The organism is Bacillus sp. JJ1562 (assembly GCF_036962705.1).
GTDB lineage: Bacteria > Bacillota > Bacilli > Bacillales > Bacillaceae_L > Ferdinandcohnia.
Map to the genome: position 1 here is coordinate 116929 of NZ_JBALOQ010000003.1, position 14610 is coordinate 131538.

Genomic DNA, 14610 nt, shown 5'->3' on the forward strand with positions numbered 1-14610 from the left:
AGTTTCACCTCGTCTCCTCTTTACGCTCCTTTGCTCGTAATTGACCACAGGCAGCATCGATATCATGACCTTGTTCACGTCGAATTGTTACATTCACACCATGCTTCTTTAATGTCTTTTCAAATTCAAAGATCTGTTCTTTTGGTGTTCTCACATAATCGCGCTCAGGAACATAATTTACTGGAATTAAGTTAACATGACACTTAATTCCCTTTAATAGCTCTGCGAGTTCTTCTGCATGCTCAACTTGATCGTTGACACCACCAAACAACCCATATTCAAAGCTAATTCTTCTCCCTGTTTTTTCAATATAATAGCGAACAGCTTCCATTAAATCAGGCAGTTTATATGCGCGATTAATCGGCATCAGCCTGCTTCTTATTTCTGTATTAGGTGCATGTAAAGAGATTGCAAAATTTATTTGTAATTTTTCATCCGCAAATTTATAGATTTTTGGAATGATCCCACTTGTTGAAACGGTAATATGGCGGGCACCAATATTTAAGCCCTTATCATGATTAATAATTTTTAGGAATGAAAGCATTTGATCGTAATTATCAAATGGTTCACCAATTCCCATGATAACAAGATGACTGACTCGCTCATCAAGCTCATCTAATGCTTTTTGAACCTTTACAACTTGAGCAACAATTTCGCCTGCCTCAAGATTCCGCTTAAGTCCTCCTAATGTTGACGCACAGAAAGTACAGCCGATACGACAACCAACCTGCGTTGTCACACAGATGGAGTTCCCATAGCCATGTCTCATTAAAACGGTTTCGATTGAATATCCGTCATGGAGTTCAAATAAAAACTTCATCGTACCATCAGCAGATGTTTGCTGAATGATCGTTTTAAGAGTCGTAATCGTAAAATGCTCAGCAAGCTTTTGTCGTAGTGTATTTGATAAGTTTGTCATCTCATCAAAGGTTGTAACCCGCTTCGTATATAGCCATTCAAAAATCTGATTTCCGCGAAATTTCTTCTCTCCATTTTCGATGACCCAGTTTTCAAGTTCTTCTAATTGAAGAGAATATATAGATGGTTTTGAATTTGGTAAGTTTTGTTTTTTTCTTCTAGTTGTTTGTACTTCTTCCAATACATTACACCTGCTTTCTTAATCTTGCAATATAAAATCCATCCGTACCAAAATAATGTGGATAAAGTTGAAGTTGTCCATTATTAATATATGGTTTCACTATTTCAGGCAGGTAATTTTCGATTGTTTCATCTAGTATAAAATCTTTATTTTGTTCAATGAAGGTTTTGATCACACCTTCATTTTCTTCGTAATCTATTGTACATGTGCTATACACGAGTATACCATCTTTTTTTAATAAAGATGAAACCTCAGTTAAAATGTCTAATTGTATTTTTGCAAGGTTTGCATTGTCTGATTCTGATTTTGAATATTTAATGTCTGGTTTTCTTCTAATAACGCCAAAGCCTGAGCAAGGTGCATCAACTAGAATTTTATCAAAGCTCCCGGCTTTGAAGCTTTCCCTTAATGTTCTACTATCAGTGGCTTTTGTTTCAACGTTTTCAAGCCCTAACCGTCTTACTGCTTCATTAATTAACTTTATTTTATGTTCATGAAGGTCGATTGAAAAAACCTTACCTGTAGTTTGTAGCAATTCAGCGATATGTGTTGTTTTCCCCCCAGGCGCAGCACAGCTATCAAGAATTTGATCACCTTTTTCTACTCCAAGTGCACGAGCAACGAGCATAGAGCTTTCATCCTGAATGGTTAAATAACCTTCCTTAAAGGCCTTAGTATTAACTAGATTTCCACGAACAGCTTTAATTGCATCAACAGAGACGCTTCCCTCTTCCGCTTCAATACCGTCCTCTTTTAGCATGTGAACAAGCTCTTCTTTCGTTGTTACCGCCGTATTAACACGGGCTGTTTGTTCTGGCGGGGTACAATTTACCTCACACATTTTTCGAGTTTCCTCTAGCCCCATTTGATTGACCCAACGCTTGATAAGCCAAATCGGATGACTAGTTTCAATTGCTAGTCTTTCCACTTCATCTGTAAGTTGATCTAATGATGGCAAGCCCTCACGTTGGATGGAACGTAGCACTCCATTTACAAGTGAAGCCGTACCTTTATGCCCTCTTTTTTTGGCAATTTCGACCGCTTCAAAAAAGATAGCTCGTTCTGGTACTCGGTCTAAATAGACCATTTGGTAAAGGGAAAGCCTCAATAGAATTCTTACCCATGGATCAAGTTTTTTGCTCTTTTTTAAAAATGGAGCTAGATAAAAGTCCAATGTATCACGGCGTTGGATTGTTCCATAGACAATCTCTGTGAGTAGACCTACATCCTTGCCTTTCACGTCATGCTTTTTAATCATTTGGTTCAAGAGGAGATTACTATATGCTTGATTTTTTTCAATATGCAGTAAGATTTCGAGCGCTACATTTCGAACATTAGTCTTCGTCATTATTGTCTCCTAACTGAGCCCCTACCTGTAAATCTGTACCCAACAAGAATTGCTCTGCACTCATCTTTTTCTTTCCTGCAGGCTGAAGCTGGGTGATTTTTATAAAGGTAGTATTCCCAGTCGAAACAATAAACCCATCCTTTTCGATTGAAACAACAGTGCCAGGATTTTTCGATATGGAGGATGATTCCTTTTCGCCCCACCATATTTTTATTACATCCCCATTTAAAGTGGTATAGGCAACAGGCCATGGATGTAGACCGCGAATATGGTTATAAATATCCTCCCCATCTTTTGTCCAGTCTATCTTTTCTTGATCACGTTTAATATTTGAAGCAAAGGTAGCTTTGGAATCATCTTGTTTAATCGGTGTTATTTTATCATCTAAAAGTAATGGAATTGTTTCTGATAAAAGCTTTGAACCAGCCACACTTAATTTGTCATGTAATGAACCAACATGGTCTGTTTCTAAAATTGGAACTTCTACCTGTGTTAATATATCCCCTGCATCTAATTTTTCGACCATATACATAATCGTAACACCTGTTTTTTTCTTTCCTTGAAGGATTGAATAATGAATGGGTGCTCCACCTCGTAGCTCAGGAAGTAATGAGGCATGGACATTTATACACCCAAACTTAGGAGCTTCTAATAATTCTTTTGGCAGGATTTGTCCAAATGCCGCGGTTATGATTAAATCAGGCTTATAGCTTAATACTTGTTCTATTTCTTGTTTTTCTCTTATTTTATTTGGTTGTAGAACTGGGATATTTTGTTTTAATGCCTCAACCTTAACGGGTGGAGGAGTTAAAACTCTTTTTCTTCCAACAGGTCTATCTGGTTGTGTCACCACAGCTACAACCTCGTATCCATCCTCTATTATTTGACGTAAAACAGGTACTGAAAAGTCAGGTGTACCCATAAATACAATTCGTTCCATATCATTACCTACCCTTCAATTTCTCCTTCTTCATAAAAACGATTTACCTTTGAGGTAAATAAAATCCCGTGAAGATGATCAATTTCATGCTGAATTGCACGCGCTAAGAAATCTCGTGCCTCGAATATATATATTTTTCCTCTTCGGTTTTGAGCTCTTACTTTTACGTAATCATTACGTGTTACTTCACCAAAAAGGTCCGGAAAACTGAGACAGCCTTCTGGACCTACCTGTTCACCTTTGCCCTCGAGGATTACAGGATTAATTAATTCAATAAGTCCGCTTTCGTCTCCTATATCAACGATGGCGATTTGTTTTGCAATTCCAACCTGAGGGGCGGCTAACCCAACCCCGTCCGCCTCAAGCATTGTATCATACATATCTTTTATTAGTTTTGCTAGTTTTCGGTCAAAGGTTGACACGATTTCACATTCAACCTCAAGTATTTCATTTGGATATTTAACAATTGGTAATAAAGACAAGCGAGTTCCTCCAACATTCTACTTTTTTATTAGTCTCTCTCTTTTTCCGTAACTTTAAACTACATCATGATATATGGGTTTAAATCAATTGATAATGTGAGTGAGTTTTGTGCAATTTCTCTCTGGTAGCGATCCAAAATTCCTTTTAAAAGCTTATTAAGATTTGGCTCATTTTTGTATTTTATCATGCATTGGTATCGATATCTATTATTAATCCGTGCAATCGGTGAGGTAACCGGGCCTAAGATGATGGACTGATTTGATAAAGACTTTCGTAAATAGATTGCAATTTTCTCAGCAACATCTACCGTTTTTGTTAGCTCCTGGTGTGTTATAGTGACTAGAGCAAGATAATAAAAAGGTGGATAAGCATGGGCCTTTCGAATGCGCATTTCATTTTGATAGAATCCATCATAATTATGATGGCTCGCTAATTCAATGCTATAATGCTCCGGAGTATAGCTTTGAATCACCACTTCACCTGGGAGTTCATGACGTCCCGCTCTTCCGCTTACCTGGGTAAGTAGCTGAAATGTTTTTTCTGACGAACGAAAATCGGGCAGATTGAGCATCGTATCTGCAGTTAATACGCCGACTAATGTGACATTTGGAAAATCTAAGCCTTTTGCAATCATTTGTGTTCCTAATAAAATATCTGCATTCCCGTCACCGAATTCCTTCAATAATTTCTCATGGGCACCTTTTCGGCTCGTTGTATCAACATCCATTCGAATGACCCTTGCCTCTGGTAAAACCTTCGCTAGTTCCTCTTCCACTTTCTGTGTGCCAGTCCCAAAAAATCGGATATGCTCACTTCCACACTCATTACATGTAGTAGGCATAAAGGTCTCATATCCACAATAATGGCATTTTAAACGGTGATGGGGTCTGTGATAGGTTAGTGAAATATCACAATGCGGGCAGTTTCCAACATACCCACAATTTCGACACATGACAAAAGAGGAATGACCACGTTTATTTAAAAATAAAACCGACTGTTCGTTTCGTTCAAGTCTTGCTGTTAATTTTTCAAAAAGGGGAGCTGAGAACATCGAACGATTCCCGTTACGTAATTCCTCACGCATATCAACAATTTCAACAGTCGGTAGAGGCCTTTGATTGACCCTTTCCTTTAATGTAATAAGTTCATAGACATTTTTTGAGGCACGTGCAAAGGATTCGAGAGTAGGTGTTGCACTTCCTAAAATGACAGGAGCATTATGCGACTGACCACGAAAAATCGCTACATCCCGCGCATGGTATCTCGGATTATCTTCCTGCTTATAGCTTGTTTCATGTTCTTCATCAATAATAATAATCCCGATATTTTCAAATGGAGCAAATATTGCGGACCTCGCTCCAACTACAACACTTACTTCCTTACGATAAATTTTTCGCCACTCATCATATTTCTCGCCGATTCCAAGCCCACTATGCATCACTGCAACTCGGGAACCAAAGCGCCCCTTGAATCGACTTACCATCTGTGGAGTAAGTGAGATTTCAGGGACAAGGACAATCGCTTCTTTTCCTTTTTTTAATACCGCATCAATCGCCTGCATATAAACCTCGGTCTTTCCACTACCTGTAACTCCATACATTAAAAACACCTTATGTAGTACATCTTCGATTGAGGCAAGAATTGGGGATATCACATTTTGCTGTTCAATTGTCAATGGCATTGGTGTTGTCTGCTCAAAATGCTTGTCCGCATATGGATCTCGGTAAACCTCTACATTTTGTTCGGTGATAAGACCTTTTTTTACCATTGTTCGAATCGTACTGTCGGTAACGCCAACCTCCTGCAAAAGCTCCTTTAAAAAGATTGGCTTATTATTTTTCAGAAAAAACTCAAGCACTTGTTTCTGTTTTTTCGCGGTCGCGGGTAACTCTTGAACCACTTTTTCAGTTTCCTCTATCGAATGTGATAGTTGGACTTGTTTTATCGTTTTCTTATTGCTACGATTTTTCACATTGTAGACGACCTCAAGAAGACCTTTTTTAATATCCTTTTGGTAAATATGCAATAAATCGTTCTTTTCAGCATCCTCCCAGTGAACCTCATTATGCTGTTCAAAAGAAGCTTGGATTGCCGGTTCCAATTCATTTCTTTTTGATGGATCTAGAAGTCTTATTTCCTTCTCATATTTCGCACGCATTGCGGATGGAAGCATCACTTGTAGAGCAGATATCGTAAAGCAAAGTGTTTTTTCCGTTAACCACTTTCCAATATGAAGAAGCTCTTCATTCAAAGCAGGTGTGAGATCAAGTAAGGAGTGAATTTCCTTCAGCTTTGCTACTTCGCCCTTTTTTGATAGACTCATTACGAAGCCTTGGACTTTACGAGGACCAAATGGGACGACGACCCTCATTCCTGGTACAATTACGTCACTCCATTTATCAGGAACGATATAATCATATGGTTTATCTGTTTGCATTGCAGGAACATCAACAATTATACTGGCAATATTCATTTCTTTTCGCCATCCATCATCTGTTTCACTTCACGAAGTAACGCTTTTGCAACATCAAGCTTTGTCATCATCGGCAGTTCGTTATGTGTTCCATCCTTTTTATAGATGGTTACAAGATTTGTATCCGTACCAAATCCCGCTCCTTGTGTAGTCACATTATTTGCAACAATCATATCAAGATTTTTCGATGATAGTTTCCGTTTTGCATATTCATCAACATTGTCTGTCTCAGCTGCAAAGCCAACTAAAAATTGGTGTTCCTTTTGTTCACCTAATGTTTTTAAAATATCCGTTGTTCTTTCAAGCTCAAGTACAAGGTCTCCAGCTTTCTTTTTCATTTTTCCATCATAGACTTGTTTTGGACGATAATCCGCAACAGCTGCTGATTTAATCACGATATCACTTTGTTTATAAAAGTTCATAACTTGTGTAAACATTTCTTCCGCGGATTCAATAGGAATCATACTCACATTAGGAGGTACGGGAAGATTCGTTGGTCCAGAAACTAAGGTTACTTCAGCACCCATTTTAGTTGCCGCTTCAGCAATCGCATAGCCCATTTTTCCAGTTGAACGATTTGTAAAGAAACGAACTGGGTCAAGCTTCTCACGAGTCGGTCCTGCCGTAATTAAGATCTTTTTTCCTTGTAGTAAAGGTGGCTCTGAAAAATAAGCAGCAATGAGTTCGACTATTTTTTCAGGTTCTTCGAGGCGCCCTTTTCCAACATATCCACAGGCTAAATACCCTTCAGATGGTTCAATAAATTGATACCCACTACTAGCTAAAATATCAATATTACGTATTACTGCAGGATGGTCATACATATGGACATTCATCGCAGGAGCAATCCAGACAGGAGCCGTTGTAGCCAGCAATGTTGTGGTAATCATATTATCTGCGATTCCATTTGCAAGCTTGCCGATTGTATTCGCTGTTGCAGGTGCAACGACAACTAGATCAGCCCAATCAGCAAGATCAATATGTGCAATAACAGCAGGGTTTTTTTCATCGAAGGTATCAAAGTACACATCATTTCTTGAAAGTGCTTGGAATGTTAACGGAGTAACAAATTTCATTGCAGATTCGCTCATGATCACTTTTACTTGGGCACCAGCTTGAGTTAGCTTGCTTGTTAAAGCTACAGTCTTATATACAGCAATCCCACCACTAACACAAAGCAGTATTTTTTTGTTGAGCATTTGAATCCCCCTATTCTAAAAGCTATAGCGCCTTTAAATGAACGTCTACTAAAAACTGCCACGTCCTATGGCAAACGTAGACGTCAGCACATCCTGTGCAAGTCCGACAAGCATAAGACGAACACATTCGAAAAATCCCGATTTCTGGAGTGATTTAACTAGTCCAGAGAGGGGCTAGGCGCTTTGGCTAGACATCAAATATTCTTAAAAAAATAACAACCTACATGAGAGGTTGTTATTTTTGGTTATTCATTAGTTGTTGAATCAACATCAGCTTTTTTATCAGTTGAATAAAAAAGAAGACCGGCATCGATTTCTTCTAGTGCTTTACCAACTGATTTAAAAGATACAGGCTTCTGTACCATTCCGTCATTTTTTTCTTGCATAACTCTTGCCCTCTTAGCAGCAACAGTTACAAGAGTATATTTGGAATTTAATTTATTTAATAGTGAGTCAATAGATGGATTTAACATTAAAAATCAACCTCCAGCATTTGTTTATAGCGTCTTGCCACACGATCACGTCTGCAATGTTCTGCCGTAACGATCGCATTAATCCGTTGGCAGGCACGTTCAACCTGATCATTTTCAACAACATAATCATAAGCGTCCATCATTTCAATTTCTTCTTTTGCAACCTTCATTCTGTTAAGAATTAAATCATCAGTTTCAGTACCCCTCGTAACGATTCTGTTCTTTAATTCCTTCAGACTTGGTGGTGCTAAGAAAATGAAGAGACCTTCTGGGAATGCATTTCTTACTTGAAGTGCTCCTTGTACTTCGATTTCAAGAAAAACATCTTTCCCTTCTTGTAAGGTTGATTCGACATAGTCAATTGGGGTTCCATAATAGTTCCCAACATACTCTGCCCATTCAAGTAGCTTGTTGTTCTCAATTAAACCTTCGAACTCTTCTTTCGATTTGAAGAAGTAATCGACACCGTCCACCTCTCCTTCTCGAGGCTTTCTTGTCGTCATTGAAATGGAGTATTGAAATTTTGTATCAGGTTGTGAAAAAATCTCTTTTCTGACAGTTCCTTTTCCCACACCAGATGGACCTGATAAAACAATTAGTAAACCTCTTTCTTTCATTCGTTCTTAACCCTACCCTTCGTCTGTTAGCTCATCTTCTTTTGATAGTCTCTGTGCAACTGTCTCTGGCTGGACTGCAGATAGTATAATATGGTCACTATCCATAATCATAACAGCACGCGTCCTTCTTCCATATGTAGCATCAATGAGCATACCTCGATCCCTAGCATCTTGAATAATTCGTTTAATCGGAGCAGATTCGGGACTCACAATTGAAATAATTCTGTTGGCCGAGACAATATTTCCGAATCCGATATTTATTAATTTGATTTGCACTTGATCTCCCCCATATGTACCCCTTTATTTTTACCGTGAAAATGGCTTTATAATCAAGCTTATTCAATATTTTGAACTTGCTCTTTTATTTTCTCTAGTAAGCTTTTCATTTCCACAACATGTTTTGCAATTAAAGGGTCGTTTGCCTTTGAACCGATTGTATTGGTTTCTCTGTTCATTTCTTGAACGATAAAATCGAGTTTTCTCCCAATGGGCTCATTTGTTTTTTCGGTTTCCCTAAATTGACTAATATGGCTTTCAAGTCGTGTTAGTTCTTCACTGATATCAGCTTTTTCCGCAAATAATGCAACCTCTGTGAGAATTCGATTTTCATCAAATTCATTTCCCACATACTCTTTAATTCTTTTTTCAATGCGGTCGCGATAAAGGGTGATTACCTTAGGTGCATATTCTTTGATAATATGTACATTCTCTTCGATTTGCCCAAGAAATAAAAAAATATCTTCAATTAACTTCTTACCTTCAACTTCCCTCATTTGTCTCAATTGCAGTGCCGCACTTTCGATGACCTCAAGGACTATAGATTCCAGTTCTTGGTTCGCCGTTTCTTTTTCTTCGATGGAGAGAATATTTTCATTTGAAAGTAACTGACCAGTTGTGATTTGATCAGTAAGCTGGTATTTTTCTTGGATTTTTCTAGTAGAGGTAACTAGGGATTCTAATAAATCCCAGTCAATGGAGATCGTTTTCGTAACAAGTCCTTCATCTTCAATTGCTAGAAATACTTCTACACGACCTCTTTTTACATGTTCTAATATTGCTTTTTTTATTTTATCCTCAAGGAACAGTAGTTGTCTAGGTAATCTTATATTGATTTCACAGAATCGATGGTTTACAGATTTCAGCTCTGCATGTACGGAAGAAGCATTTGTTTCTTTTTTGGCACGCCCAAAACCTGTCATACTTGCTATCATCATATCACTTCCATTTCTAACATAACAGGTGTATCGCTAAATGTATTGTTTGTAATCACAATACTTATTTTACCATTGTTTTCTAAAATCGAATAGTTCTAAACAAATGAAAAAAGGTAATAGAGTATGAACTCCATTACCTCATGAATTATAACATAGTTTTATATCTAAATTCCAAGTCATTCGCTTTTTTAAGCTCGAGCCGCAGTTCTCTTGCTTGTTAATAACGATCCTGCTAGTAGGAATGTTGGGATTGCGGACATTCCTAACACTAGAAGCCAATCTCTTGGTGCAATAGCATATGTTTTAAAGATTGGTTGTAGTGGCGGATAGTAAATCACGATCAACATTAATAAAATAGATGAAACAACCGCCCAAACTAGGTACATATTTTGGAATGGGTTACGGTGGAAAATGGAACGTTCACTTCGACAATCAAATACATGGATTAGCTGAGCCATGACAAGTGTTGCGAATGCGATTGTTTGCGCATAACCTAAATTGTTAGGGTCTCGATGGTACACCACCAAAAAGGCAGCTAGAGTCGCAATACCGATTAAGAATCCACGGCTAATAATTTTCCAGCCCAGTCCTCTAGCAAACACCCCTTCTTTTGGATGTCGTGGTCCATGCTTCATTAAATTACCTTCTGGTTGGTCTAGCCCAAGAGCCATTGCTGGCAATCCATCTGTTACAAGGTTAACCCAAAGTATTTGAATCGGTACGAGTGGCAATGGAAGACCCATTAACATGGCAAATAACATAACTAGAATTTCACCGACATTTGAAGCTAATAAATATCGGATAAATTTTCTAATATTTTCATAGATATTTCTACCTTCTTTAATTGCTGCTTTAATCGTCGCGAAATTATCATCAAGCAAAACTAATGATGAAGCTTCTTTCGCAACATCTGTTCCAGTAATCCCCATTGCAATTCCGATATCGGATGCTTTTATCGCAGGAGCATCGTTAACCCCATCGCCCGTCATCGCAACGATATGTCCCCTGCTTTGAAGGGCTTTAACAATTTTTAGTTTATGTTCAGGCGATACCCTGGCATATACATAGACATCATCAACAATGTCCTCTAGTTCTTCGACATCCATCTTTGAAAGAGCATATCCATCTAACACTTTACCACCAGCTGGTAGAATTCCAAGCTGGGTAGCAATTGCTTTAGCTGTAATGAGATGATCGCCTGTGATCATTATTGTCTTTATTCCTGCATCCTTACACTCTTTGACAGCTGCTTTTACTTCTGGACGTGGAGGATCAATCATCCCTTGAATTCCAATAAAGGTTAAATCGCTTTCTGCCTCACGTTCAGATGCTAATTTTTGATTCGGCCTTAATGGTTTAAAGCCAACCGCAATTGTCCGTAGAGCATTTGAAGCTAATTCTTCAATTGCATTTTTAATTTTATTCTCGTAATCTACTGATAATGGTTGTTGTCTATGATCCCAAAGAACCGATTTACTTATACCAAGTAAGACGTCTGGTGCACCTTTTGTCACAACAAACTGATTTCCTGCTTTATCCTTGACGATAACACTCATCATTTTTCTTGCAGAATCAAATGGGAACTCATCAACTATTTCAAATTGCTCTCCTAAAAATTCATTAGTAAGACCTGCCTTAATGCCCGCTACAAGAAGAGCTCCTTCTGTTGGGTCTCCATCAATGACGATTGTCTCTTCCGTTCGCTTCAATAAAGCGTTATTACATAAAACGCCAAAGGTTAATAATTGTTGAAGAGTTTTGTGATCAGATGGTTTGATTTCTTTTTCCCCTGAAAAAAACTTCCCATCTACATCATAGCCTGTACCTGAAACAGACCAGGTTTTTCCGCCAGACCATAGATGTGTAACTGTCATTTTATTTTGAGTCATTGTACCTGTCTTATCTGAGCATATGACCGAAGCACAGCCTAATGTTTCAACAGCCGGCAGGCGGCGGACAATTGCATTTTTCTTGATCATACGTTGAACACCTAGTGAAAGTGCAACCGTAACAATTGCAGGGAGCCCTTCTGGTATTGCAGCAACAGCCAACGAAACCCCCGCAAGGAACATTTCATATAGTTCATGTCCGTTTATAACACCTACAACCACAACTAAAAGTGTTAAAATTAATGCAACTGTTATTAAGATTTTTCCTAATTGCTCTAATCTTCTTTGCAATGGTGTGATCATCGCTTGTGCTGATTGAAGAAGCTCTGCAATTTGCCCCATTGCTGTATTCATACCAGTTCCAACTACGATACCAATACCACTTCCACGTGTCACCATCGTTCCCATAAAGGCCATATTTTCTTGGTCACCAAGTGAAACTTCTCCTTCACGAATCGGTTCAACATGCTTTGTAACTGGAACAGATTCGCCTGTAAGTGCAGATTCTTCAATTTCTAAGCTTTTCACATCAACTAATCGTATATCTGCTCCAATACGGTCACCACTTGTAAATTTAATAATATCCCCTACAACAAGTTCTTTCGAAAGAATACGAACCCATTCATTTTTTCGGAATACATTTACTTGAGGTGCAGAAAGCTCCTTTAAAGCTTGAAGCGATTTCTCAGCTTTTCGTTCCTGGAAAAAACCTAAAAACCCGTTGATTAAAACAATTGCCATAATTGCGATGGCATCGATGTATTCTCCTAACAACCCAGAAACTAGAGTTGCAGCAAGTAATACAAGTACCATGAAATCCTTAAACTGAGCTAAAAAAAGCAAAAGTGCTGAAGGGCGTTCCGCTTCCTTCAATTCATTATATCCAAATTGCTTGTGCCGCTGTTGTACTTCTTGGTCGTTAAGACCTGTGGAAAGGCTTGTATTAACTTTTTTTTCGACCTCTTCTGACCTAAGCTCATACCACTTCATCCGTCTTTTACACACCCCTCACATAAATCGTTACATCTCTATGAAAGCTTATTCAGTCTCGTCCAAAAAAATGCTATACTTTTTCTAAGTTACCTATTTGTTGGTACAATTAGATTGAAAAGATTTAGAAGGCTTACCTTCTATTGAATTAGAAAAGAGGATACTTGTATGACATTTGATGGGATATTCACAAAGCAAATTGTGAATGAATTAAAACAAACACTTGAAAATGGGAGAATTTCAAAAATCTATCAACCATATAAAAACGAATTAATTTTTCAGGTTCGATCAAATGGACGGAATCATAAGCTATTGCTATCTGCACATCCTAGCTACGCTCGTATTCATGTGACAAATGAATCCTATGATAATCCACATGAACCACCGATGTTTTGTATGCTGCTTCGCAAACATCTTGAAGGTAGCATTATTGAAAATATCCGTCAGGTAGACATGGACAGAATCATCATCTTTGACATAAGAGGTCGAAATGAACTTGGAGATGTCTCATTAAAACAACTAATCATTGAAATTATGGGTAGACATAGTAATATCATCCTTGTTGATACGGAAAAGCAGACAATCCTTGATAGCATTAAGCATGTTTCACCAGCGGTCAATCGTCACCGCACGGTATTACCAGGAAATACATATGTTGCGCCACCTGTCCAAGAAAAGACGGACCCTTTTACAGTCGATGAAGAAGCATTTTTGAAAAAAATCGACTTTAATTCTGGCAAATTAGATCAACAAATTGTGAATAAATTTTCTGGCATTTCCCCGCTATTTGCAAAAGAAGTTGTATTTCGAGCTGGAATAGCCAATCGCAAAACACTGCCAGGACCATTTTTGTCGATGATTGAGACCATTAAGCAAAATCAGATTAATCCACACATCATCACCAAAGGTCAGAAAGACTATTTCTATATCCTTCCTCTACATCATATTGGCGGTGAGGCTAAAGAATTCGCGACGATTAGTGGGATGCTAGATCGTTTTTATTTCGGGAAAGCAGAAAGAGACAGGGTAAAGCAGCAAGGAAACGATCTAGAGCGATTTATTCTTAATGAAAAAACGAAAAATGAGAAGAAAATCAAAAAGCTTGAAGCAACGTTAGTGGAATCGGAAAAAGCTGAAAAATATAAGTTATTTGGTGAGTTAGTGACAGCAAATATTTATGCAATAACCCGGGGCGATAAAGAGATTGAAGTTTTAAATTACTATTCAGATGACAATGAGATGATAAAAATCCCATTAAATCCCCAAAAAACACCATCTGAAAATGCACAAAGCTATTTTTCAAAATACCAGAAGGCAAAGAATGCTGTCGCATATGTAAAACATGAAATTGAGAAGGCTGATGAGGAAATTGCTTACTTTGACTCTCTGTTACAGCAAATCGAATCTGCTGCACCAAAGGATCTACAGGAAATTCGTGAGGAGCTAATGGAGGAAGGTTATCTAAAAAACAAGCAACAAAAAGGACATAAAAAAATGAAGCCTACGAAACCATCCATCGAGCATTATGTGGCGAGTGATGGTACAGAAATCCTTGTTGGTAAAAACAATAAACAAAATGATTATTTAACAAATAAACTAGCAGCAAGAGATGATATTTGGCTTCACACGAAGGACATTCCTGGTTCACATGTCATTATTAGAAGTAAACAACCAGCAAATGATACGATTCTTGAGGCTGCGACTATTGCAGCGTATTTCAGTAAGGCTAAGAACTCATCCTCTGTTCCAGTTGATTACACATTAGTACGTCATGTCAAAAAACCAAATGGTTCAAAGCCAGGCTATGTTATCTATGACAATCAACAAACCGTATATGTTACACCAGAAGAAGATGTAATTATAAAACATAGAAAACCCTAGGAAC

Annotated in this window: 12 protein-coding genes; 1 reads left to right on the forward strand and 11 read right to left on the reverse strand. The window is 38.0% G+C overall.

The features are described 5' to 3' along the window. Positions 1-4 precede the first annotated feature (4 nt). The 11 genes from rlmN to V7097_RS01560 form a co-directional block, all read right to left on the reverse strand. Positions 5-1099 (reverse strand): 23S rRNA (adenine(2503)-C(2))-methyltransferase RlmN, encoded by a 1095-nt coding sequence (gene rlmN, locus V7097_RS01510; RefSeq protein ID WP_335701818.1) that lies wholly within the window; start codon positions 1097-1099, stop codon positions 5-7. 4 nt (positions 1100-1103) lie between these two features. After that, positions 1104-2447 carry a 16S rRNA (cytosine(967)-C(5))-methyltransferase RsmB gene (rsmB, locus tag V7097_RS01515; RefSeq protein ID WP_335701819.1) on the reverse strand — a complete coding sequence of 448 codons (1344 nt, stop codon included), beginning with the start codon at positions 2445-2447 and terminating at the stop codon, positions 1104-1106. After that, positions 2434-3387: a methionyl-tRNA formyltransferase gene (fmt, locus tag V7097_RS01520; RefSeq protein WP_335701820.1), complete on the reverse strand. Its 954-nt coding sequence runs from the start codon at positions 3385-3387 to the stop codon at positions 2434-2436. The genes rsmB and fmt overlap by 14 nt, the downstream gene beginning before the upstream one ends. A gap of 8 nt (positions 3388-3395) precedes the next feature. Then, positions 3396-3869, reverse strand: a complete 474-nt coding sequence (gene def / locus V7097_RS01525; RefSeq protein WP_335701821.1) for a peptide deformylase — start codon at positions 3867-3869, stop codon at positions 3396-3398. A gap of 59 nt (positions 3870-3928) precedes the next feature. Beyond that, positions 3929-6343, reverse strand: coding sequence for a primosomal protein N' (gene priA / locus V7097_RS01530; protein ID WP_335701822.1), 2415 nt, complete (start codon positions 6341-6343; stop codon positions 3929-3931). Next, the gene (gene coaBC, locus V7097_RS01535; protein ID WP_335701823.1) at positions 6340-7542 is read right to left on the reverse strand and encodes a bifunctional phosphopantothenoylcysteine decarboxylase/phosphopantothenate--cysteine ligase CoaBC; all 1203 of its coding nucleotides are present in this window, start codon (positions 7540-7542) and stop codon (positions 6340-6342) included. The genes priA and coaBC overlap by 4 nt, the downstream gene beginning before the upstream one ends. Positions 7543-7787: 245 nt before the next feature. Beyond that, complete coding sequence (gene rpoZ, locus V7097_RS01540) at positions 7788-8015, reverse strand: DNA-directed RNA polymerase subunit omega (RefSeq protein WP_335701824.1); 228 nt, start codon at positions 8013-8015, stop codon at positions 7788-7790. Then, a complete protein-coding gene (gene gmk / locus V7097_RS01545; protein ID WP_335701825.1) occupies positions 8015-8632 on the reverse strand; it encodes a guanylate kinase in 618 nt (205 codons plus the stop codon). The genes rpoZ and gmk overlap by 1 nt, the downstream gene beginning before the upstream one ends. A gap of 12 nt (positions 8633-8644) precedes the next feature. Beyond that, positions 8645-8908, reverse strand: coding sequence for an extracellular matrix/biofilm regulator RemA (remA, locus tag V7097_RS01550; protein ID WP_010282579.1), 264 nt, complete (start codon positions 8906-8908; stop codon positions 8645-8647). Between the two features lie 59 nt (positions 8909-8967). After that, complete coding sequence (locus tag V7097_RS01555) at positions 8968-9843, reverse strand: YicC/YloC family endoribonuclease (protein ID WP_335701826.1); 876 nt, start codon at positions 9841-9843, stop codon at positions 8968-8970. 191 nt (positions 9844-10034) lie between these two features. Continuing rightward, a complete protein-coding gene (locus V7097_RS01560) occupies positions 10035-12725 on the reverse strand; it encodes a calcium-translocating P-type ATPase, SERCA-type (RefSeq protein ID WP_335701827.1) in 2691 nt (896 codons plus the stop codon). A gap of 168 nt (positions 12726-12893) precedes the next feature. Between V7097_RS01560 and V7097_RS01565 the strand changes: the two genes are divergently transcribed. Then, positions 12894-14606: an Rqc2 family fibronectin-binding protein gene (locus V7097_RS01565; protein ID WP_335701828.1), complete on the forward strand. Its 1713-nt coding sequence runs from the start codon at positions 12894-12896 to the stop codon at positions 14604-14606. The last annotated feature ends 4 nt before the right edge of the window (positions 14607-14610 follow it).

What these genes read in the sequence shown, in the direction of transcription:
- V7097_RS01560 (WP_335701827.1), bottom strand. Translation starts at nt 12,725, where the DNA reads ATGAAGTGGTATGAGCTTAGGTCAGAAGAGGTCGAAAAAAAAGTTAAT.
- priA (WP_335701822.1), bottom strand. Translation starts at nt 6,343, where the DNA reads ATGAATATTGCCAGTATAATTGTTGATGTTCCTGCAATGCAAACAGAT.
- rsmB (WP_335701819.1), bottom strand. Translation starts at nt 2,447, where the DNA reads ATGACGAAGACTAATGTTCGAAATGTAGCGCTCGAAATCTTACTGCAT.
- V7097_RS01555 (WP_335701826.1), bottom strand. Translation starts at nt 9,843, where the DNA reads ATGATAGCAAGTATGACAGGTTTTGGGCGTGCCAAAAAAGAAACAAAT.
- coaBC (WP_335701823.1), bottom strand. Translation starts at nt 7,542, where the DNA reads ATGCTCAACAAAAAAATACTGCTTTGTGTTAGTGGTGGGATTGCTGTA.
- gmk (WP_335701825.1), bottom strand. Translation starts at nt 8,632, where the DNA reads ATGAAAGAAAGAGGTTTACTAATTGTTTTATCAGGTCCATCTGGTGTG.
- rpoZ (WP_335701824.1), bottom strand. Translation starts at nt 8,015, where the DNA reads ATGTTAAATCCATCTATTGACTCACTATTAAATAAATTAAATTCCAAA.
- fmt (WP_335701820.1), bottom strand. Translation starts at nt 3,387, where the DNA reads ATGGAACGAATTGTATTTATGGGTACACCTGACTTTTCAGTACCTGTT.
- V7097_RS01565 (WP_335701828.1), top strand. Translation starts at nt 12,894, where the DNA reads ATGACATTTGATGGGATATTCACAAAGCAAATTGTGAATGAATTAAAA.